The organism is Ruminococcus intestinalis (assembly GCF_014288065.1).
Lineage (GTDB): Bacteria > Bacillota > Clostridia > Oscillospirales > Acutalibacteraceae > Ruminococcoides > Ruminococcoides intestinale_A.
This window is the reverse complement of sequence record NZ_JACOPS010000003.1, coordinates 126,205-144,505: the sequence shown is the minus strand read 5'-3', so window position 1 is coordinate 144,505 and position 18,301 is coordinate 126,205. Positions and strand designations below refer to the sequence as shown.

Genomic DNA, 18,301 nt, shown 5'->3' with positions numbered 1-18,301 from the left:
GATTATAAATGCCTAATTTTGCAGTAGTAGATATGGAAGGCAAGCAGGTTGGTTCTATCGACCTTAGCGAGTCCGTATTCGGTATTGAGCCAAACACAGCAGTTATGCATCAGATGGTTGTAAACTATCTTGCTAACCAGCGTCACGGCACACAGTCTGCTCTTACAAGAGCTGAAGTTTCAGGTGGCGGCAGAAAGCCATGGAGACAGAAGGGTACAGGCCGTGCAAGACAGGGTTCAACTCGTTCACCACAGTGGACACACGGTGGTATTGTATTTGCTCCAAAGCCAAGAAGCTACAGATTTACTGTAAACAAGAAAGTAAGAAGACTTGCTATGAAGTCAGCTTTCTCAGCTAAGGCTGTGGATAAGGGAATCATCATTGTTGATTCAATCGCAATGACAGAGTACAAAACAAAGAAAATCGCTGCTATGCTCGAGGCTATCGGTGCAGAGAAGAAAGCTCTCATCGTTCTTCCTGAGAATAACAGCATGATCGTTAAGTCAGCATCTAACATTCCGGGTGTTAAGACTGCACAGGTAAACACACTTAATGTTTACGATATTCTTAATGCAGGCACACTCGTAATCGCAAAGGATGCTGTAAGCAAGATTGAGGAGGTATATGCATGATTGCTCAGGATATCGTAATTCGTCCGATTATTACAGAGAAGAGTATGTCAGGTGTTTTAAACAAGGTATATACCTTTGAAGTTGCTAAATCGGCTAATAAAATTGAAATCGCAAAAGCTTGCGAAGAGCTTTTCAAGGTTGAGGTTGCTAAGGTTAATACAGTAAGCGTTCGTGGTAAGTTCCGCCGTCAGGGCAGAAACAACGGCGGTTACTCAAAGAGCTGGAAGAAAGCAATCATAACACTTAAGGAAAACAGCAAGCCTATCGAATTTTTTGAAGGCATGATGTAAGCCTGAAAAATTATTCAGGCAGAATGTATGGGAAAGAGCCATTTTCCCGCAAAGCCATCATGAGGAGAGTGAAACCAAATGGCAATTAAAGTATTTAAGCCGACCATTAACTCCAGAAGAAATATGTCGGTAACAGATTTTTCTGTTCTTTCAAAGGTTGCACCTGAAAAGAGCTTACTCGCTCCTTTAAACAAAAAGTCAGGTCGTAACAGCTACGGCAGAATTACTGTTCGTCACAGAGGCGGCGGTAACCGTAGAAAATATCGTATCATTGATTTCAAGCGTCAGAAATTTGATGTAGAAGGCACAGTTAAGACACTTGAGTACGATCCAAACCGTTCAGCATTCATCGCTCTTATCGAGTATACTGACGGCGATAAAGCTTACATTATTGCTCCGGAAGGACTTAAGGTAGGCGACAAAGTTACAGCAGGTGAGAACGCAGATATTAAGCCGGGTAACGCATTACCTCTTACTGCTATTCCTGTAGGTACATTCATTCATAATGTTGAGCTTTATCCGGGCAGAGGTGCTCAGCTTGCTCGTTCAGCAGGTAATATGGCACAGCTCATGGCTAAGGAAAACGGTCTTGCACTTTTAAGACTTCCTTCAGGCGAGCTCAGAAATGTTCCTGAAAGCTGCATGGCTACAATCGGCCAGGTAGGTAACGTTGATCACGAGAATGTAAAGATCGGTAAAGCCGGTCGTAAGAGAAATATGGGTTGGAGACCTACAGTTCGTGGTTCTGTAATGAACCCTAACGATCACCCGCACGGCGGTGGTGAAGGTAAATCTCCTGTTGGTCGTCCGGGACCTGTTACTCCTTGGGGTAAGCCTGCACTCGGTTACAAGACTCGTAAGAACAACAAGAGCAGCGACAAGCTTATCGTTCGCAGAAGAAACGGTAAGTAAGGCAGAGAAAGGAGCTTAAATTATGAGTAGAAGTACTAAAAAAGGCCCTTTTGTACAGCCTGTATTGCTCAAAAGGGTTCAGGAGATGAACGAAAAGGGTGAAAAGAGAATTCTTAAGACTTGGTCAAGAAGCTCAACAATTTTCCCTGAATTCGTTGGTCACACATTCGCAGTTCACGACGGTCGTAAGCATGTTCCTGTATATGTTACAGAAGATATGGTTGGTCACAAGCTCGGTGAGTTTGCTCCTACCAGAACATTTAAGGGACACGCAGGATCTAAGACATCTAAGTAAGCGGAAGGAGAGTATTGCAGATGGAAGCTAAAGCAATTGCAAAATTTGTTCGTATCTCACCCCGCAAGGTAGGCGTTGTTCTTGACCTTATCAGAGGTAAAGACGCTAAATATGCGGAAGCTGTTCTCAAGCACACTCCTAAGGCCGCTAGCGAGCCACTTTTAAAGTTGCTCCATTCAGCTATGGCTAACGCTGAGAATAATCATGATATGGATGTATCAAGACTGTATGTTGCAGAATGCAACGCAACAGCAGGCCCCATCCTTAAAAGAATTCGTCCGAGAGCACAGGGCAGAGCGTTCAGAATTAACAAGAGAACATCTCACATCAGCCTTGTCCTCAAGGAAAAAGAAGACTAAGGGGAGGTTTAAATATGGGTCAGAAAGTTAATCCGCACGGTTTGCGTGTCGGTGTAATTAAAGATTGGGATTCCCGTTGGTTTGCAGACAAGAAGAACTTTGGTGCAACACTCGTTGAGGACTATAACCTCCGTAAAACACTCAAGGCTCAGCTCTACAACTTCGGTATCGCAAAAATTGAAATTGAGCGTGACGGCAAAAAGGTTAAGATTAGCATTCACTGTGCTAAGCCGGGCCTTGTTATCGGTAAGGGCGGCGCAGAGATTGAGAAGCTCAAGGCTCAGTGCGAAGCTATGCTTAAGAAGCCTGTTGCTATCAATATAGTAGAAGTTAAAGCTCCTGAGCTTGACGCTCAGCTTGTTGCTGAAAATGTTGCTCAGCAGCTTGAAAAGAGAATTTCATTCCGTCGTGCTATGAAGCAGTCAATCGGTAACGCAATGCGTCGTGGCGCTAAGGGTATTAAAATTATGTGTTCAGGTCGTCTTGGCGGCGCTGAAATCGCTCGTTCAGAGCAGTACCACGAGGGTACTATTCCGCTTCAGACACTTCGTGCCGACATCGACTACGGCTTTGCCGAGGCTAACACTACTTACGGTAAGATTGGCGTTAAGGTATGGCTTTACAAAGGCGAGGTTTTAAACGAAGTTAAGTCAAGAAAGCCACGCAGAGAAGGAGGCAGAAAGTAATGTTATTACCAAAGAGAGTTAAGTACAGAAGAGTACACAGAGGTCGTATGACAGGTAAGGCTCTTCGTGGTAACAAGGTTACTTACGGTGATTTCGGTCTTCAGGCTACAGAGCCTGCATGGATTACTTCAAACCAGATCGAAGCTGCCCGTGTTGCTATGACTCGTTACTGCAAAAGATTCGGTAAAGTATGGATCAAAATTTTCCCTGACAAGCCTGTTACTGCAAAGCCTGCAGAAACTCGAATGGGTTCAGGTAAAGGTTCACCTGAGTATTGGGTAGCCGTTGTTAAGCCGGGCAGAGTTATGTTTGAGCTTGGCGGTGTAGATGAAGCTACTGCAAGAGAGGCTCTTCGCCTTGCTGCAAATAAGCTTCCAATTAAGTGCAAGTTTGTAAAGAAAGAGGAGGGTGAGCAGTAATGAAAGCATCAGAAATTAGAGAAATGTCTGTAGAAGAGCTCGAGTTAAAGCTCGCAGACCTCAAGGAAGAGTTATTTAACCTTCGTTTCCAGCTTGCTGTTAATCAGCTTGAAAACTCATCCAGAATTGGCGCCGTAAAGAAAGACATCGCAAGAGTTTCTACAATTCTTCGTATGCGTGAACTCAATGGCGCTGAGGCTTAAGAGAGGAGGACTTAACAGTGAGTGAGAGAAATATGAGAAAAGTTGTTGTCGGTAAGGTTGTAAGCAACAAGATGGACAAGACTATTGTTGTAGCAGTCGAGGACAGCGTAAAGCATAAGCTTTATAACAAAATTGTTAAGCGTACAGTTCGTTTTAAGGCACATGACGAGAATAACGAGTGTGGCATTGGCGACCGTGTAAAGATTATGGAGACCCGTCCTCTTTCTAAGGATAAAAGATGGAGACTCGTCGAGATTATTGAGAAAGCAAAATAAGTTGCGGCTTTTGAGAAAAGGAGGAATACACTGTGATTCAACAGCAGACACTTCTCAAGGTTGCCGATAATACAGGTGCAAAAGAACTTATGTGCATTCGTGTACTCGGCGGTACCAGAAGAAGATATGCCAACATTGGCGATGTAATCGTTGCTTCAGTTAAAAAAGCAGCACCCGGCGGTGTTGTTAAAAAAGGCGACGTTGTTAAGGCTGTGGTAGTTCGTTCTGCAAAGGGCGTAAGACGTGAGGACGGTACTTATATCCGTTTTGACGAGAATGCAGCTGTTATTATTAAGGAAGATAAGAACCCTAAGGGTACTCGTATCTTCGGACCAGTAGCAAGAGAGCTCCGTGATAAGGATTATATGAAGATCTTATCACTTGCTCCTGAAGTACTTTAATTGGAGGTGTCACAATATGAGTAAAGTTCATGTAAAAACAGGCGACACCGTTATCGTTATCAGCGGTAAGGATAAGGGCAAGCAGGGTCAGGTTCTTGCTGTCAGCCCAAAAGAAGGCAAAGTTATTGTTGAGAAGGTAAACATGGTTTCTAAGCATGTTAAGCCAAGAAAGATGGGCGAGCAGGGTGGCATCGTTAAGGCTGAAGGCGCTATGTATGCATCTAAGGTTCAGATCGTTTGCCCTCGTTGCAAGAAGCAGACAAGAGTTGCTCACAAGATTTACGAAGACGGTTCTAAGGGCCGTGTTTGCGCTAAATGTGGCGAAGCACTTTAAGGAGGATATAAGATATGGCAAGACTTAAAGAATATTATTCAAAAGAAGTTGCACCTGCTCTTATGAACAAGTTCTCCTATAAGAGCACAATGCAGATTCCAAAGCTTGACAAGATTGTTATCAATGTTGGTGCAGGCGAAGCAAGAGAAAATTCAAAGGTTATCGACGCTATTTCTAAGGACCTTGGTATTATCACAGGTCAGAAGGCACTTGTTTGCCGTGCAAGAAAGTCAGTTGCTAACTTTAAGCTCAGAGAGGGTATGCCAATCGGCTGTAAGGTAACACTTAGAGGCGAGAGAATGTATGAGTTCCTCGACAGATTCTTTAATGTAGCACTTCCGAGAGTAAGAGACTTCAGAGGTATTAACCCTAACTCTTTTGACGGCAGAGGCAACTACAATATGGGTCTTAAAGAGCAGCTCATTTTCCCTGAAATTGAGTATGACAAGGTTGACAAGGTTCGTGGTATGGACATTTGTTTCGTTACCACTGCAACTACAGACGAAGAGGCTCGTGAGCTTTTAACACTTATGGGCGCACCGTTTTCAAAGTAAGGAGGGATTGTTGTGGCTAAGACTTCAATGAAAGTTAAGCAGCAGAGAGAGCAGAAGTTCTCAACAAGAGAGTACACAAGATGTAACATCTGTGGTAGACCACACGCCTACCTCCGTAAGTTTGGTATTTGCCGTATTTGCTTCCGTGAGCTCGCTTACAAGGGCGAAATTCCGGGCGTAAAGAAAGCAAGCTGGTAAGGACAAGGGAGGTAACATCTAATGCAGATTACAGATACAATTGCTGATTTACTTACAAGAATCCGTAATGCTAACTCAGCTAAGCACGATACTGTAGAAATTCCTTCTTCAAACCTTAAGAAGTCAATCTGTCAGATTCTTCTTGACGAGGGTTATATCAAGAATTTCACAGTTATAGAAGATGGTAAGCAGGGCGTTATTAAGGTTACTCTTAAGTACGTTGACGGCAAGACTCCTGTTATTACAGGTCTTCGCCGTGTATCTAAGCCCGGTTTACGTATTTACAGCAATGTAGAAGATATGCCAAAGGTTATGAAGGGCCTCGGTATTGCCATTATTTCAACATCAAAGGGCGTAATGACAGATCGTCAGGCTCGTGCTGAACATATTGGCGGCGAAGTTCTTGCTTACATTTGGTAAGGAGGTACGATAAATGTCTCGAATTGGAAGAAAACCTATAAATATTCCCGCCGGAGTTACAGCTTCAATCGCTGACGGCGTTATCACTGTTAAGGGACCGAAGGGCTCACTTGATTTCAAGTACAACCCTGCTATGACAGTAGAAGTTAAGGGCGATGTAATCGAAGTTACCCGCCCTGACGACACAAAAGAAAACCGCTCACTTCACGGCCTTACAAGAACACTTATCCACAATATGGTTATCGGTGTTACAGAGGGCTACAAGAAGACTCTTGAGGTAAACGGCGTTGGTTACCGTGTTCAGAAGCAGGGTAATAAGTGCGTTATGAACCTTGGTTATTCACACCAGGTTATCGTTGAGGATACAGACGACATCAAGATTGAAGTTCCTGATCCAAACAAAATCATAATCACAGGCATTGACAAGCAAAAGGTTGGTCAGTTTGCTGCCGAGGTTAGAGAAAAGCGTCCACCGGAGCCATATAAGGGCAAGGGTATTAAGTACGATTATGAAGTTATCCGCCGCAAGGAAGGTAAAGCAGGTAAGGGTAAATAATTAAGGAGTGAATGACTATGGTAAGCAGACCTGAAACAAAAAAAGCACGCATTAAGCGTCATAAGAGAATCCGCAGCAAGATCAGCGGTACTGCTCAGTGTCCACGTTTATGCGTATTCCGCTCCACAAACAACATCTACGCTCAGCTTATTGATGACGTAGCTGGTGTTACTCTTGCTCAGGCTTCAAGCCTTGACAAGAGCATTGAAGGCAATGGCGGAAACAAAGAAGCAGCTAAGGCAGTAGGCAAGCTTATTGCACAGCGTGCAGCTGAAAAGAATATCGTTGATGTTGTATTTGACAGAGGCGGTAACATTTATCACGGCCGTGTTAAGGAATTGGCCGAAGGCGCTCGTGAGGGCGGACTCAATTTCTAAGGATAGGAGGAATAACTTTGGCTAAAACAGTAGAAGTAACAGGCGAATTAAAAGAAAGAGTAGTTACTATCAACCGTGTATCAAAAACGGTTAAAGGCGGTCGTATTTTTAAGTTTGCAGCTCTCGTAGTTGTAGGCGACGGCAACGGCGTAGTAGGCTTTGGTATCGGCAAGGCTGGTGAGGTTCCTGATGCTATCCGTAAGGGCATTGAGGATGCAAAGAAAAACCTTATGAAGGTTTCACTTAGAGGTACAACAATCCCTCATGAAATCGTTGGTGAATTTGGTGCAGGCAGAGTTCTTATGAAGCCTGCAGCTCCCGGTACCGGTGTTATCGCAGGTGGTCCGGTTCGTGCCGTTATAGAGGCAGTAGGTATTAAGGATATCAGAACAAAGGCTCTTCGTTCAAACAATCCTTGCAATGTTGTAAGAGCAACACTTGCAGGTCTTGCAGCTCTCAGAACTGCTGAAGAAGTTGCCGCTGTACGTGGTAAATCCGTTAAGGAAATCGTATAACAGGGAGGTTGTAAACTATGACAATTAAGTTAGTAAAGAGCCTCATCGGCTGTACAAAACCACAGATTGCAACCGCCCAGGCTTTAGGTCTGAAGAAAATCGGCGATGTAACAACTCAGCCTGATAACGCTCAGACAAAAGGCAAGGTAGCAAAAATTTCTCACCTCGTAGAGGTTATCGAAGCATAAGCAAGGAGGTGCGTACTTATGAAGTTACATGAACTTTCACCGGTTGAGGGCTCAAAGAAGGACTCAAAGAGAATTGGCAGAGGTCACGGCTCAGGCTGGGGTAAGACTGCAGGCAAGGGACACAAGGGCCAGAAGGCTCGTTCAGGCGGAAGTATTCGTCCGGGTTTTGAAGGCGGTCAGATGCCACTTCAGCGTAGAGTTCCAAAGAGAGGCTTCAATAACATTTTCGCTAAGAATGTTGTTGCAATTAACCTCAGTACTTTAAACAGAAAGTTTGAAAACGGTGCTACAGTTGACGTAGAAGCTTTAGTAAATGCCGGCGTTATTAAGAACGGTTTTGACGCAGTAAAGGTTCTCGGCAACGGTAAAATCGACAAAAAACTTACAGTAAAGGTATCTGCTTTCTCCGAATCTGCTAAAGCAGCCATTGAGGCGGCAGGCGGAAAGGCAGAGGTGGTATAATTGTTAAAAACAATTAGAAATGCCTGGTCAATACCTGACCTTCGTAAAAAACTTTTATTTACACTTATGATTATCATCGTATTCAGAATCGGTTCAGTTATTCCTGTTCCGTTTCTGGATATGAGTGCACTCGCTACCGCCATGAACGGTATGAACGAGGGCAATACTATGCTTGCATATCTTAACACATTGTCAGGCGGCGCTTTTGCAAATGCAACACTTTTTGCAATGGGCGTTACACCTTACATCAACAGCTCAATTATTATGCAGCTCCTTACTGTTGCAATTCCTCCTCTTGAGAGAATGGCAAAAGAGGGAGAGGCAGGCAGAAGAAAAATCGGTACTATTACCCGTTATGTAACAGTTGGTCTTGGTCTTGTTCAGGGCGGTGCTTATTGGTACTATCTCCATAAGTCAGGTGTTACAGTTTACACAGAGGGTTTCTCACTTGTTTTCTCTGCTATTGTTATTATTCTTGTTTTCACAGCCGGCACAGCACTTATGATGTGGCTTGGCGAGCAGATTAACACAAACGGTATCGGAAACGGTATTTCAATTCTCCTTTTCGCAGGTATCGTTGCTCAGCTTCCTTACACATTAAGTATGCTCGGTCAGTTCTGGAAACTTGCAGGCGAGGGTTCAACTCAGTTCTATTTCCTCGTTCCGCTTTGGATTGTTATTTTTGTTGCCATTGTATGGGTTATCACATTTATGCAGGACAGCGAAAGAAGAATTCCGATCCAGTATGCAAAGAGAGTTGTTGGCAGAAAGATGTATGGCGGTCAGTCAAGTCACCTTCCAATCAAGGTTGCACTCGGCGGCGTACTTCCAATCATCTTTGCAAGCTCAATTCTTTCTATCCCGGGTACTATTAATCTTTTCGCAAAGGTTAAAGACGGTTTCTGGGGTGCTTTCTTCAATGCATTTGATACAAGCGGTTGGCTTTATAATGTATTGTACTTTATCTTAATTATAATGTTCGCATATTTCTATACTACTATTCAATACAATCCGATTGAAATGGCAAACAACCTTAAGTCAAACAACGGTACAATTCCGGGTATTCGTCCGGGCGCACCGACAGCTGACTACATAAGAAATATTCTTTCAAGAATTACTCTTATCGGCGCTCTCTTCCTCGCAGTAATCGCACTTGTTCCAAGTATTTACGGTTCTGCTACAGGCATGGGTCGTATGGCTATCGGCGGTACTTCAATCATCATTCTCGTTGGTGTTGCACTTGAAACAGTAAAACAGCTTGAGTCACAGATGATGATGAGACATTATAAAGGTTTTCTTGACTAATTTCTTGACTTATTGAGATAAAAGGAGTATAATAAAATGAACATTATTATGTTAGGTGCTCCGGGTGCAGGTAAAGGTACTCAAGCAGCTGTACTTTGTGAGCATTTTGGAATTCCCACTATTTCAACCGGAAATATGATCCGTGAAGCGCTGAAAAACGGCACTGAGATGGGTTTGAAAGCTAAGTCTTTTATGGACGAAGGCAAACTCGTTCCCGACGAGGTTGTTATCGGCATCGTAAAGGAAAGACTTTCACAGGATGACTGCTCTAAGGGTTTTATACTTGACGGTTTTCCAAGAACCATTCCTCAGGCTGAGGCTCTGGATAAAATGGGCGTTGAAATTCAGTATGTTATCAACATTGATGTTGCCGACGAAAGAATTATCAAGCGTATGTCCGGACGCCGTGTTTGCGAAAATTGTGGCAAGCCTTATCACCTCACTAACCTTCCACCAAAGGTTGAGGGCGTTTGCGATGATTGTAACGGCACCCTTGTTCAGCGCAAGGACGACCACCCAGATACTGTACTTGCTCGCCTTGCTGTATATCACAAAGAGACTGAGCCTCTCGCAGCTTATTACGAGAAGCAGGGCAAGCTCATTAATGTAGAGGGTAAAGACGATGTAGTTTCTACTACAAAGCTTATCTTAGAAGCAATCGAGGCTTAAGTATGGTTATTGTAAAAACAGCACGGGAAATTTCTAAAATGAAAGATGCATGCAGAATATCAGCGGAGGCACTCCGTGTTGCAGGTGAGGCTGTAAAGCCGGGTATCACCACTTACGAAATTGATACTATAGTTCGCAAATATATCGAGAAACAGGGTGCTACACCCTCGTTTCTCGGTTATGGCGGTTTTCCTGCAAGTGCTTGCATTTCCGTAAATAATGTGGTTATCCATGGCATACCGAGTAAAAAACAGATTCTTAAAGAGGGCGACATTGTAAGCGTTGATGTCGGCGCATTTTACGAAGGCTTTCACGGCGATAATGCCTATACGTTTGCCTGCGGCAAAATCAGTGACGAAGCTCAGCGTTTGCTTGACGCAACTAAAGAAGGCCTTTTTGAGGGAATTAAAATGGCTGTTGCCGGAAATCGTGTAGGCGATATAGGCAGCGCTGTTCAGAAGTATGTCGAAGCTCGCAGTTACTCGGTGGTACGAGATTTTGTCGGCCACGGCGTAGGTGCGAAATTACACGAAGACCCAAGTATCCCCAATTACGGCACACCGGGCAGAGGCGTAAGACTGTTGCCGGGTATGACAATCGCTATTGAACCTATGGTAACTCAGGGCTCCTATGAGGTGCGTGTTCTTGATGATGAGTGGACTACCGTTACGGTTGACGGTAAGCTTGCCGCACATTTTGAACATACAGTAGCAATTACTCCTGACGGTCCTAAGATTATGACTCTTTGTGATTAAAGGTGATTTATGAACATTCAAAAGGGTAGCATAGTCAGAGCAAAGTCAGGGCGTGACAAAGGTAAATTTTTCCTTGTACTCTCGGTTGAGGGTCATTTTGCGTTTATAGCAGACGGTAAAACCCGTAAGCTTGAAAAACCGAAGAAGAAAAATTTACTTCATCTTGCGGCTACAACTGTAGTTTATACAGGTTCAGCAGAAACCAATCCGCAGATAAAACGAATTTTAAGTGATTTAAAAAACGACTAACGGAGGTTTATGATATGTCCAAACAGGATGTAATTGAAATCGAGGGTATTGTAAGGGAGGCTCTCCCTAACGCACAGTTTAAGGTTGAGCTGCCTAACGGTCACGTGATCTTAGCTGTTATTTCAGGTAAATTGCGTATGAATTTTATCCGCATTTTGCCGGGCGACAAGGTAACGGTGGAAATGTCACCGTATGACCTGACAAGAGGAAGAATTACCTGGCGTTCTAAATAAGCCGGGGCAATACGACTTTTTAGAAAGGAATGATTAACTAATGAAAGTCAGACCTTCAGTAAAGAAAATGTGCGATAAGTGCAAAGTAATCAAAAGAAAAGGTAAGATTTTAGTTATTTGCGAAAACCCTAAGCACAAACAGCGTCAGGGTTAATTACCTTAAAAACATTAAAACACAGACTACTAATTTAATTTATTGATTTTTGATGGAGGTGCAACTGAATGGCTCGTATAGCAGGTGTTGACTTACCAAGAGATAAAAGAGTTGAAATCGGTTTAACTTATATCTACGGTATCGGCCGTAAAACTGCAGGCGACATTATTGCTGCAACAGGTGTAAATCCTGACACTCGTGTTAGAGATTTAACAGAAGAGGATGTATCAAAGCTCAGAGAATATATTGAGCATCATTGTCGTGTTGAAGGTGACCTTCGCCGTGACATAGCTTATGATATAAAAAGACTTATTGATATTGGTTGTTACCGTGGCGTTCGTCACAGAAAAGGTCTTCCGGTAAGAGGTCAGCGTTCTAAGACTAACGCTCGTACCCGTAAGGGCCCACGCAAAACCATGGCTAACAAGAAGAAGTAAGGAGGGCAATGGATTATGGCAGCACCAAAGGGTGGTAAGAAAGTTATTCGCCGTCGCCGTGAACGCAAAAATATTGAAAAAGGCGCAGCACATATTCAGTCAACTTTTAATAACACAATCGTTACTATTTCCGATACACAGGGCAACGCTGTATCTTGGGCAAGTGCCGGCGAACTCGGCTTCAGAGGCTCAAAGAAGTCAACTCCGTTTGCCGCACAGTCAGCAGCAGAGACAGCTGCAAAGGCTGCAATGGAACACGGTATGAAGTCCGTTGAAGTATATGTTAAAGGTCCGGGACAGGGCCGTGAAGCTGCAATCAGAGCTTTACAGTCAGCAGGTCTTGAGGTTACTATGATTAAGGATGTAACTCCAATTCCTCACAACGGATGCCGTCCTCCTAAGAGAAGACGTGTATAGTATTTAAAATATTCTATTGGAGTGAAAATAAAATGGCAGTAAACAGAGATCCTATCTTAAAAAGATGCAGATACCTGGGCATTAGCCCTACTGTTGTAGGCATAAACAAGGAATCTTTCAGAAAGCCAAATGCAAATGGTAGAAGGAAGGTTTCAGAATACGGCTTACAGCTCAAAGAGAAGCAGAAGTTAAAGTTTATCTACGGCGTTCTTGAGAAGCAGTTCTATCACTACTATGAAAATGCTACAAAAATGGAAGGTCAGGCAGGTACTAACCTCATCGTTTGTCTTGAAACAAGACTTGACAACATCATCTTCAGAATGGGTATGGCTCAGACAAGAAGAGATGCAAGACAGGTTGTTACTCACGGTCATTTCCTCGTAAATGGTCAGAGAGTTGATATTCCATCTTACAGAGTTAAGGTTGGCGATGTTATCACAATCAGAGATAAGAGCAAGAACAGCGTTAAGTTTAAAGAAATTCTTGACAAGACAAGCGGCAGACTCTCACCAAAGTGGCTCGAGGTAAATAAGGATGAATACACAGCAAAGGTTGTTGCTTTGCCAAGTCTTGAGGACATTGACTACGAAGTAGCTCCTCACCTTATTGTTGAGTTGTACTCCAAGTAATCCCTTTTTTCACAGGCAGGTTACACACGCATTGGCTGCATTATGCAGCCGCATAATGTTTAGGAGGATTCGCGAATGATCGAAATTGAAAAGCCAAGAATTGAAACCGAGGAATTAACCGAGGATGGAAAGCACGGCAGATTTGTTGTTGAACCGCTCGAGCGTGGCTTTGGCAACACATTGGGCAACAGCCTGCGCAGAGTTTTGCTTTCTTCTCTTGAAGGCTGTGCCGTTACATCTATCAAGATTGACGGAGTTCTTCACGAATTTTCAACTATTCCCGGCGTAAAGGAAGACGTTACGGAAATTGTTCTTAATATGAAAAGCGTTGTTGCAAAGCTTTACGAAACAAGCCCAAAGGTTGTTGAAATCTCAGCACAGGGTCCTTGCGTAGTAACTGCCGGAGATATTAAATGTGACAGCGAGGTTGAGATTCTCAATCCTGAGCAGCACATTGCAACTCTCGGTGAGGATGCAAAGCTCAATATGGAAATCACCATTGACAAGGGCAGAGGATACATCCCTGCTGAACGCAACAAGCTTATTAGCGGCAATAATGTTATTGGCGTTTTACCTATTGATTCTATTTATACTCCCGTATTAAAGGTAAATTACACAGTTGACAACACTCGTGTAGGTCAGATTACTGACTATGACAAACTCACACTTGATGTTTGGACAAACGGTGTTATCAATGCACAGGAGGCTGTTTCACTTGCAGCTAAGGTGCTTACCGAGCACTTAAACCTCTTTGTAAACCTTTCGGATAAGGCTTCAAGCGCAGAGGTTATGGTTGAAAAAGACGATAAGGGCAAGGAGAAAATCCTTGAAATGACAATTGAAGATCTCGATTTGTCAGTTCGTTCTTTCAACTGCTTAAAGCGTGCCGGTATTAATACGGTAGAAGATTTGATCAACAAGTCAGAAGAGGATATGATGAAGGTAAGAAACCTCGGCAGAAAATCTCTCGAGGAAGTAATCCAGAAACTCAATTCTCTCGGATTTAGTCTTCAGAAGGAAGACGAATAAACACTTTAAAAACCCAACGGTAAAGGAGTGAACACAATGCCAGGTACAAGAAAATTAGGAAGAACAACTGCTCAGAGAACAGCTATGCTCCGTGCAATGGTTACATTCCTTCTCGAAAACGGCAAAATCGAAACAACTCTTACTCGTGCCAAGGAAGTTCAGGCTATGGCTGAGAAGATGATTACTACAGCAAAAGAAGATAACCTTCACAACAGAAGACTCGTTTTAGGTTTTGTTACTAAGGAAGAGGTTACAGTAAAGCTCTTTACTGAAATCGCTCCAAAGTATGCTGACAGAAACGGCGGTTATACAAGAGTAACAAAGATCGGTCCTCGTCGTGGTGACGGTGCAGAGATGGCTGTTATCGAGTTAATCTGATTTTTCGGTAATAATATTTGCTGATATACGCTCTCAACTTCAGTTGAGAGCGTTTTTGCGTTTGCTTTAATGTTATGCTTAGATTTTTATGGTTTTGTTCTATATGTTGGGGTAACAATAATAAATTATGGTTTAGCGGAATACTCCACAAGGCAATTATAAAAGTTTGGTCGACCTTTTCAAAGGCCGTGGGTGTGGGTAAAGCCCACAAATACTTTCCGTTTATGCAATTTAACGATAGCCAAACAGGCGAAAGCCTTTAAATGCGATAGCAACAAGAAAGCCATTCGATATATAATGAAAAGTTAATCATTTCTTTTATAAATGGCTGTCGCCTGTTTTAACAAACTAAGTCTTAACACGCAAACAGCGTGGCTGTTTGCACCTGATAAATTGTTATATCGAAAGATTTTATGGGCGCTGCCCAAACCCGCAATTTTTGAAAAAATTGAGTAAACTTTTTTGCTTTTAGGAGGATAATTTAGCGTTAGCTAAATTTCAATGCCCAACCGACACTCCGCTAAACAACAATTTACCCCAACTTTTGATAAAGAATCATTTTTATTAAAGGTTTGGTAAATTACGATTTAACAATTGCTTTGCCAATTAATTATAAAAGTTTAGTCAACCTTTTCAACGGTTGAGGTTGTGGGTAAAGCCCACAAATACTTTGCGTTTACACAATCTAACGATAGCAAACGGCTAGCTGTTTGGCAGCCTAAACACAACGGTGTTACCCTTTAAATGCGACAGCAACAGGAAAAGCCACTCGTTATATAATTAAAAAAACGACCGCTGTCCGATAATGACAGCGGTCGTTATGATTATATAATTTTATTACTTGCTTTCCTGCAAAGTTATGGTAACTTTATCTGTACTGCCGTTTGAGCTGCGGTAATATTCAAGCTCAATTGTATCGCCTGCTTTATGGCTTTCGAGTATATCATAGAACTCGGCAAAGTTGCTTACCTTTTTGCCGTCGGCACCTGTGATAATATCGTTTTCTTTAAGGTCTGTGTTTGCGCAAGGACCGTCCTCGTCAATGCTGTAAATCGCAATGCCCGCAGGCGTGTTTCCACTGCTCTGTACATTTTCACCTGTAACGCCAATTTTTACTCTGCCCTGCACATAGCCGTATTTCATAATGTCATCAATAACATCTTTTACTGTGGCAGAAGGAATTGCAAAGCCCATACCCTCGTAATCTGTAGCGGCTATTTTTGCGGATGAAACTCCGATTACCTGACCGTACATATTTACAAGAGCGCCGCCGGAATTGCCGGGGTTAATGGCTGCATCTGTCTGAATGAATTTTACATTTGTCGTAATACTGCTCTGTCTGTCAACTGCAGATACAATACCCTGAGTGATTGAGTTGTTATACTTAACTCCGCCGGGATTACCTATAGCTATTACACTTTCACCAAGTGAAACATCTTTGGAGTTACCGAAGTTTGCGACCTTAAGTCCGCTTGCATCGTCCATTTTCAAAAGAGCAAGGTCTGTGCGTGTATCGTAACCAACAACACCTGCTTTATACTGCTTGCCGTCGGAAGTAACGACCTGTATAAGGTAGAGAGTTTTGCTGTTGCCAACTACATGAGCATTTGTAATCACATAACCGTCTGATGTAATTATAATTCCGCTGCCCTGCGAAGTGCACTGTGAATCATCTGTGATTTCGTCTGAATAGCAAAGAACGCCGACAATAGAATCTGTTACTTCGTTGCTTGCATATTCGGTGTTGTATTTGGAATCTTTAGCATCGCTCGGTTTAGCTTTTAAGTCAATTCCCTCATAAGTAGAATTTGTCTTGTTGCTGTAATCGGATTCATTATGCTCTTGAGTGCTTGAACTGTCATTGTTAAAGTACGGACTGTCACTCGGTAATGTAAATGTATAGCTGTTATTTGTATTATTTTTGTTGCCGTTTGAATTTGATGCAACATAGGCAATCATTCCGCAGATACTGCCTACACAAAGCAATGACAGCACAACTATTATTACAATTATGCCGGGTGTCATCTTTTTGCGTGGCATATTCGGCATTGGCGGTTGTGCGTATGTATTTGAATAATCAACAGGCGGCTTTTGCTGCGGCACATAAGGCTGTCCGTATGGCTGCTGATTAAAGTTTGGCTGTTGATTAAAGTTTGGCTGTTGATAATTCTGCTGTCCGTACTGCGGTTGATATTGTTGATACTGTGGTGCGTACGGTTGAGAATATTGCTGCTGTGGATTAGCGTATTGTCCATACTGAGGCTGATACACAGGTCTGCCGCCAGCCTGCGGATTGCCGTACGGCTGATATTGAGGCGGTTGCGGATTAAACGGCTGTTGATATTGCGGATTCGGATTATACTGCTGATTAAAGTTTGGGTTGTATTGTCCGTTGCAGCCGTTGTTTTGATAATATCCGTTTTGCTGTGGCTGTTCAAAATTCGGTGTTTGAGGAGCAAAGTCATTTTGCGGTTGCTGAGGTTGAGAAAATCCATTTTCAAACGGTTTTTCAGGCTCAAAATTTCGATACTGCGGTGTTACCGATTGTTCGTTAGTCGTTTCTGCGTTGTTTTCTGTATTTTCGGTTTCAAAAACAGGCGCAGTCTGCGGCTCGGTCGGTTTTTCGGTAAAAGGCTTTTCAGGTTCAAACTGATTATTAGAATTGAAATTATTATCCATAAAAATATCTCCTTATTAGTAATGCATAATTCGTAATTGTATAAAATAATTAAGTCAAAGTTATATGTTGCAAATTTTTAATTATGAATTACTAATTTATAGCTTTCATAAGTATTATATAACTTTATTGTTTTAAAAGCAACAAAATTATATCACGCTTATGTGAGTATATATTGAAAATTAGGTGATTTTACAAGATTTTTCCTGTAATTTCTTCAAAAAACCAAAAAACTTTTGCAAAAGACTTTATATTTGAAATGATTTATTGTATAATAAAAGTAACTCGGAGCGACTATGTTTTTTGTTCCGAAAATTTACTACAAAGGAAGATTAATATGCCATTAGTAAACGCTAAAGAAATGCTTACAAAAGCAAAAGCAGGCCACTATGCAGTTGGTCAGTTCAACATCAATAACCTTGAGTGGACAAAGTCAATTCTTTTAACTGCTCAGGAGCTTAACTCACCTGTAATTCTCGGTGTATCTGAGGGCGCAGGTAAATATATGTGCGGTTACAAGACAGTCGTTGGTATGGTAAACGGTATGCTCGAAGAGCTTAACATTACTGTTCCGGTTGCTCTCCACCTTGATCACGGTTCATACGAAGGCGCTAAGGCTTGCATTAAGGCAGGTTTCAGCTCAATTATGTTTGACGGTTCACACTACCCAATCGAAGAGAACATTGCTAAGACTAAGGAACTCGTAGCTGCTTGTAACATTCTCGGTCTTTCACTTGAGGCTGAAGTTGGTTCAATCGGCGGTGAGGAAGACGGCGTTATCGGTATGGGCGAGTGCGCAGATCCTAAGGAATGTAAAATGGTTGCTGACCTCGGCGTAACAATGCTCGCTGCAGGTATCGGTAACATTCACGGTAAGTATCCTGCAAACTGGAAGGGCCTTAGCTTTGAAACTCTTGATGCGATTCAGCAGCTTACAGGCGATATGCCACTCGTTCTCCACGGCGGTACAGGCATCCCTGCTGATATGATCAAGAAGGCTATTTCACTCGGCGTTTCAAAGATCAATGTAAATACAGAGTGCCAGCTTGCATTTGCCGATGCTACAAGAAAGTATGTTGAGGCAGGTAAGGACTTAGAGGGTAAGGGCTTTGACCCAAGAAAGCTCCTTGCTCCGGGTGCAGAGGCTATCAAGGCTACTGTTAAAGAGAAAATGGAACTCTTCGGTTCAGTCGGTAAGGCTTAATCGTATAGCTTAATATTTTCACAAATTTAAGGCTTCGTCTTTTGACGGAGCCTTTTTTGTGCGCAGACAATATTACACATAACCAATAC

At 42.7% G+C, this 18,301-nt stretch carries 32 protein-coding genes; 31 read left to right on the top strand and 1 reads right to left on the bottom strand.

The window, feature by feature from the left end; genetic code table 11:
- Positions 1–8: 8 nt before the first annotated feature.
- From rplD to rplQ, 30 genes are all read left to right on the top strand, one after another.
- A complete protein-coding gene (gene rplD / locus H8R91_RS07595) occupies positions 9–632 on the top strand; it encodes a 50S ribosomal protein L4 (RefSeq protein WP_022234101.1) in 624 nt (207 codons plus the stop codon).
- Positions 629–922, top strand: coding sequence for a 50S ribosomal protein L23 (gene rplW / locus H8R91_RS07590; RefSeq protein ID WP_022234102.1), 294 nt, complete (start codon positions 629–631; stop codon positions 920–922). Before rplD ends, rplW begins: the two co-directional genes overlap by 4 nt.
- Before the next feature lie 78 nt (positions 923–1,000).
- The gene (rplB, locus tag H8R91_RS07585) at positions 1,001–1,834 is read left to right on the top strand and encodes a 50S ribosomal protein L2 (RefSeq protein ID WP_022234103.1); all 834 of its coding nucleotides are present in this window, start codon (positions 1,001–1,003) and stop codon (positions 1,832–1,834) included.
- Positions 1,835–1,856: 22 nt separating this feature from the next.
- Positions 1,857–2,129 carry a 30S ribosomal protein S19 gene (rpsS, locus tag H8R91_RS07580; protein WP_022234104.1) on the top strand — a complete coding sequence of 91 codons (273 nt, stop codon included), beginning with the start codon at positions 1,857–1,859 and terminating at the stop codon, positions 2,127–2,129.
- Positions 2,130–2,149: 20 nt separating this feature from the next.
- Positions 2,150–2,488, top strand: coding sequence for a 50S ribosomal protein L22 (gene rplV, locus H8R91_RS07575; protein ID WP_117705194.1), 339 nt, complete (start codon positions 2,150–2,152; stop codon positions 2,486–2,488).
- A gap of 14 nt (positions 2,489–2,502) precedes the next feature.
- Positions 2,503–3,174, top strand: a complete 672-nt coding sequence (rpsC, locus tag H8R91_RS07570) for a 30S ribosomal protein S3 (RefSeq protein WP_022234106.1) — start codon at positions 2,503–2,505, stop codon at positions 3,172–3,174.
- On the top strand, positions 3,174–3,593 hold the full coding sequence (gene rplP, locus H8R91_RS07565) for a 50S ribosomal protein L16 (RefSeq protein ID WP_015523195.1): 420 nt from the start codon (positions 3,174–3,176) through the stop codon (positions 3,591–3,593). The genes rpsC and rplP overlap by 1 nt, the downstream gene beginning before the upstream one ends.
- Positions 3,593–3,796 carry a 50S ribosomal protein L29 gene (gene rpmC / locus H8R91_RS07560; protein WP_022234107.1) on the top strand — a complete coding sequence of 68 codons (204 nt, stop codon included), beginning with the start codon at positions 3,593–3,595 and terminating at the stop codon, positions 3,794–3,796. The genes rplP and rpmC overlap by 1 nt, the downstream gene beginning before the upstream one ends.
- Before the next feature lie 17 nt (positions 3,797–3,813).
- Entirely contained in the window at positions 3,814–4,071 is a 258-nt protein-coding gene (gene rpsQ / locus H8R91_RS07555; protein ID WP_022234108.1) for a 30S ribosomal protein S17, read from the top strand.
- A gap of 32 nt (positions 4,072–4,103) precedes the next feature.
- The gene (rplN, locus tag H8R91_RS07550) at positions 4,104–4,472 is read left to right on the top strand and encodes a 50S ribosomal protein L14 (protein WP_022234109.1); all 369 of its coding nucleotides are present in this window, start codon (positions 4,104–4,106) and stop codon (positions 4,470–4,472) included.
- Positions 4,473–4,488: 16 nt separating this feature from the next.
- Positions 4,489–4,806, top strand: coding sequence for a 50S ribosomal protein L24 (gene rplX / locus H8R91_RS07545; protein WP_022234110.1), 318 nt, complete (start codon positions 4,489–4,491; stop codon positions 4,804–4,806).
- A gap of 14 nt (positions 4,807–4,820) precedes the next feature.
- Positions 4,821–5,360 (top strand): 50S ribosomal protein L5, encoded by a 540-nt coding sequence (rplE, locus tag H8R91_RS07540; protein WP_022234111.1) that lies wholly within the window; start codon positions 4,821–4,823, stop codon positions 5,358–5,360.
- A gap of 12 nt (positions 5,361–5,372) precedes the next feature.
- Positions 5,373–5,558: a type Z 30S ribosomal protein S14 gene (locus H8R91_RS07535; protein ID WP_022234112.1), complete on the top strand. Its 186-nt coding sequence runs from the start codon at positions 5,373–5,375 to the stop codon at positions 5,556–5,558.
- Between the two features lie 21 nt (positions 5,559–5,579).
- Complete coding sequence (gene rpsH, locus H8R91_RS07530) at positions 5,580–5,978, top strand: 30S ribosomal protein S8 (protein ID WP_022234113.1); 399 nt, start codon at positions 5,580–5,582, stop codon at positions 5,976–5,978.
- Positions 5,979–5,991: 13 nt separating this feature from the next.
- Positions 5,992–6,534, top strand: coding sequence for a 50S ribosomal protein L6 (gene rplF, locus H8R91_RS07525; RefSeq protein ID WP_022234114.1), 543 nt, complete (start codon positions 5,992–5,994; stop codon positions 6,532–6,534).
- A 17-nt stretch (positions 6,535–6,551) separates the two neighbouring features.
- Positions 6,552–6,911, top strand: a complete 360-nt coding sequence (rplR, locus tag H8R91_RS07520) for a 50S ribosomal protein L18 (protein WP_022234115.1) — start codon at positions 6,552–6,554, stop codon at positions 6,909–6,911.
- A gap of 17 nt (positions 6,912–6,928) precedes the next feature.
- Complete coding sequence (gene rpsE, locus H8R91_RS07515) at positions 6,929–7,426, top strand: 30S ribosomal protein S5 (protein WP_022234116.1); 498 nt, start codon at positions 6,929–6,931, stop codon at positions 7,424–7,426.
- A 17-nt stretch (positions 7,427–7,443) separates the two neighbouring features.
- A complete protein-coding gene (gene rpmD / locus H8R91_RS07510; protein WP_022234117.1) occupies positions 7,444–7,614 on the top strand; it encodes a 50S ribosomal protein L30 in 171 nt (56 codons plus the stop codon).
- A gap of 18 nt (positions 7,615–7,632) precedes the next feature.
- A complete protein-coding gene (gene rplO, locus H8R91_RS07505; protein ID WP_022234118.1) occupies positions 7,633–8,076 on the top strand; it encodes a 50S ribosomal protein L15 in 444 nt (147 codons plus the stop codon).
- Positions 8,077–9,381 carry a preprotein translocase subunit SecY gene (gene secY, locus H8R91_RS07500; protein WP_186935497.1) on the top strand — a complete coding sequence of 435 codons (1,305 nt, stop codon included), beginning with the start codon at positions 8,077–8,079 and terminating at the stop codon, positions 9,379–9,381.
- Positions 9,382–9,417: 36 nt separating this feature from the next.
- The gene (locus H8R91_RS07495) at positions 9,418–10,050 is read left to right on the top strand and encodes an adenylate kinase (protein ID WP_117705185.1); all 633 of its coding nucleotides are present in this window, start codon (positions 9,418–9,420) and stop codon (positions 10,048–10,050) included.
- Between the two features lie 2 nt (positions 10,051–10,052).
- Complete coding sequence (gene map / locus H8R91_RS07490) at positions 10,053–10,805, top strand: type I methionyl aminopeptidase (protein ID WP_022234121.1); 753 nt, start codon at positions 10,053–10,055, stop codon at positions 10,803–10,805.
- Positions 10,806–10,814: 9 nt separating this feature from the next.
- Complete coding sequence (locus H8R91_RS07485; protein ID WP_022234122.1) at positions 10,815–11,054, top strand: KOW domain-containing RNA-binding protein; 240 nt, start codon at positions 10,815–10,817, stop codon at positions 11,052–11,054.
- Positions 11,055–11,068: 14 nt separating this feature from the next.
- Complete coding sequence (gene infA / locus H8R91_RS07480; protein WP_022234123.1) at positions 11,069–11,287, top strand: translation initiation factor IF-1; 219 nt, start codon at positions 11,069–11,071, stop codon at positions 11,285–11,287.
- Positions 11,288–11,327: 40 nt separating this feature from the next.
- Complete coding sequence (gene rpmJ / locus H8R91_RS07475; protein WP_015523208.1) at positions 11,328–11,441, top strand: 50S ribosomal protein L36; 114 nt, start codon at positions 11,328–11,330, stop codon at positions 11,439–11,441.
- Positions 11,442–11,509: 68 nt separating this feature from the next.
- Positions 11,510–11,878 (top strand): 30S ribosomal protein S13, encoded by a 369-nt coding sequence (gene rpsM / locus H8R91_RS07470; RefSeq protein WP_022234124.1) that lies wholly within the window; start codon positions 11,510–11,512, stop codon positions 11,876–11,878.
- Positions 11,879–11,893: 15 nt separating this feature from the next.
- Positions 11,894–12,295, top strand: coding sequence for a 30S ribosomal protein S11 (rpsK, locus tag H8R91_RS07465; RefSeq protein ID WP_022234125.1), 402 nt, complete (start codon positions 11,894–11,896; stop codon positions 12,293–12,295).
- Between the two features lie 32 nt (positions 12,296–12,327).
- Positions 12,328–12,924 carry a 30S ribosomal protein S4 gene (rpsD, locus tag H8R91_RS07460; protein ID WP_186935496.1) on the top strand — a complete coding sequence of 199 codons (597 nt, stop codon included), beginning with the start codon at positions 12,328–12,330 and terminating at the stop codon, positions 12,922–12,924.
- A gap of 75 nt (positions 12,925–12,999) precedes the next feature.
- Positions 13,000–13,953, top strand: a complete 954-nt coding sequence (locus H8R91_RS07455) for a DNA-directed RNA polymerase subunit alpha (protein ID WP_022234127.1) — start codon at positions 13,000–13,002, stop codon at positions 13,951–13,953.
- Between the two features lie 36 nt (positions 13,954–13,989).
- On the top strand, positions 13,990–14,331 hold the full coding sequence (gene rplQ, locus H8R91_RS07450) for a 50S ribosomal protein L17 (RefSeq protein ID WP_178586622.1): 342 nt from the start codon (positions 13,990–13,992) through the stop codon (positions 14,329–14,331).
- A gap of 837 nt (positions 14,332–15,168) precedes the next feature.
- On the opposite strand, the gene H8R91_RS07445 is transcribed toward rplQ, so the two are convergent.
- The gene (locus H8R91_RS07445; protein WP_186935495.1) at positions 15,169–17,010 is read right to left on the bottom strand and encodes a trypsin-like peptidase domain-containing protein; all 1,842 of its coding nucleotides are present in this window, start codon (positions 17,008–17,010) and stop codon (positions 15,169–15,171) included.
- Positions 17,011–17,345: 335 nt separating this feature from the next.
- Between H8R91_RS07445 and fba the strand changes: the two genes are divergently transcribed.
- Positions 17,346–18,212, top strand: coding sequence for a class II fructose-1,6-bisphosphate aldolase (fba, locus tag H8R91_RS07440; protein ID WP_022235575.1), 867 nt, complete (start codon positions 17,346–17,348; stop codon positions 18,210–18,212).
- The last annotated feature ends 89 nt before the right edge of the window (positions 18,213–18,301 follow it).

Bases quoted from the DNA above. Each gene is read 5' to 3' on its own strand.
- rplD (WP_022234101.1), top strand. From the start codon at position 9: ATGCCTAATTTTGCAGTAGTAGATATGGAAGGCAAGCAGGTTGGTTCT.
- rplW (WP_022234102.1), top strand. From the start codon at position 629: ATGATTGCTCAGGATATCGTAATTCGTCCGATTATTACAGAGAAGAGT.
- rplB (WP_022234103.1), top strand. From the start codon at position 1,001: ATGGCAATTAAAGTATTTAAGCCGACCATTAACTCCAGAAGAAATATG.
- rpsS (WP_022234104.1), top strand. From the start codon at position 1,857: ATGAGTAGAAGTACTAAAAAAGGCCCTTTTGTACAGCCTGTATTGCTC.
- rplV (WP_117705194.1), top strand. From the start codon at position 2,150: ATGGAAGCTAAAGCAATTGCAAAATTTGTTCGTATCTCACCCCGCAAG.
- rpsC (WP_022234106.1), top strand. From the start codon at position 2,503: ATGGGTCAGAAAGTTAATCCGCACGGTTTGCGTGTCGGTGTAATTAAA.
- rplP (WP_015523195.1), top strand. From the start codon at position 3,174: ATGTTATTACCAAAGAGAGTTAAGTACAGAAGAGTACACAGAGGTCGT.
- rpmC (WP_022234107.1), top strand. From the start codon at position 3,593: ATGAAAGCATCAGAAATTAGAGAAATGTCTGTAGAAGAGCTCGAGTTA.
- rplX (WP_022234110.1), top strand. From the start codon at position 4,489: ATGAGTAAAGTTCATGTAAAAACAGGCGACACCGTTATCGTTATCAGC.
- rplE (WP_022234111.1), top strand. From the start codon at position 4,821: ATGGCAAGACTTAAAGAATATTATTCAAAAGAAGTTGCACCTGCTCTT.
- rpsH (WP_022234113.1), top strand. From the start codon at position 5,580: ATGCAGATTACAGATACAATTGCTGATTTACTTACAAGAATCCGTAAT.
- rplF (WP_022234114.1), top strand. From the start codon at position 5,992: ATGTCTCGAATTGGAAGAAAACCTATAAATATTCCCGCCGGAGTTACA.
- rplR (WP_022234115.1), top strand. From the start codon at position 6,552: ATGGTAAGCAGACCTGAAACAAAAAAAGCACGCATTAAGCGTCATAAG.
- rpmD (WP_022234117.1), top strand. From the start codon at position 7,444: ATGACAATTAAGTTAGTAAAGAGCCTCATCGGCTGTACAAAACCACAG.
- rplO (WP_022234118.1), top strand. From the start codon at position 7,633: ATGAAGTTACATGAACTTTCACCGGTTGAGGGCTCAAAGAAGGACTCA.
- H8R91_RS07495 (WP_117705185.1), top strand. From the start codon at position 9,418: ATGAACATTATTATGTTAGGTGCTCCGGGTGCAGGTAAAGGTACTCAA.
- map (WP_022234121.1), top strand. From the start codon at position 10,053: ATGGTTATTGTAAAAACAGCACGGGAAATTTCTAAAATGAAAGATGCA.
- H8R91_RS07485 (WP_022234122.1), top strand. From the start codon at position 10,815: ATGAACATTCAAAAGGGTAGCATAGTCAGAGCAAAGTCAGGGCGTGAC.
- infA (WP_022234123.1), top strand. From the start codon at position 11,069: ATGTCCAAACAGGATGTAATTGAAATCGAGGGTATTGTAAGGGAGGCT.
- rpmJ (WP_015523208.1), top strand. From the start codon at position 11,328: ATGAAAGTCAGACCTTCAGTAAAGAAAATGTGCGATAAGTGCAAAGTA.
- rpsM (WP_022234124.1), top strand. From the start codon at position 11,510: ATGGCTCGTATAGCAGGTGTTGACTTACCAAGAGATAAAAGAGTTGAA.
- rpsK (WP_022234125.1), top strand. From the start codon at position 11,894: ATGGCAGCACCAAAGGGTGGTAAGAAAGTTATTCGCCGTCGCCGTGAA.
- rpsD (WP_186935496.1), top strand. From the start codon at position 12,328: ATGGCAGTAAACAGAGATCCTATCTTAAAAAGATGCAGATACCTGGGC.
- H8R91_RS07455 (WP_022234127.1), top strand. From the start codon at position 13,000: ATGATCGAAATTGAAAAGCCAAGAATTGAAACCGAGGAATTAACCGAG.
- rplQ (WP_178586622.1), top strand. From the start codon at position 13,990: ATGCCAGGTACAAGAAAATTAGGAAGAACAACTGCTCAGAGAACAGCT.
- H8R91_RS07445 (WP_186935495.1), bottom strand. From the start codon at position 17,010: ATGGATAATAATTTCAATTCTAATAATCAGTTTGAACCTGAAAAGCCT.
- fba (WP_022235575.1), top strand. From the start codon at position 17,346: ATGCCATTAGTAAACGCTAAAGAAATGCTTACAAAAGCAAAAGCAGGC.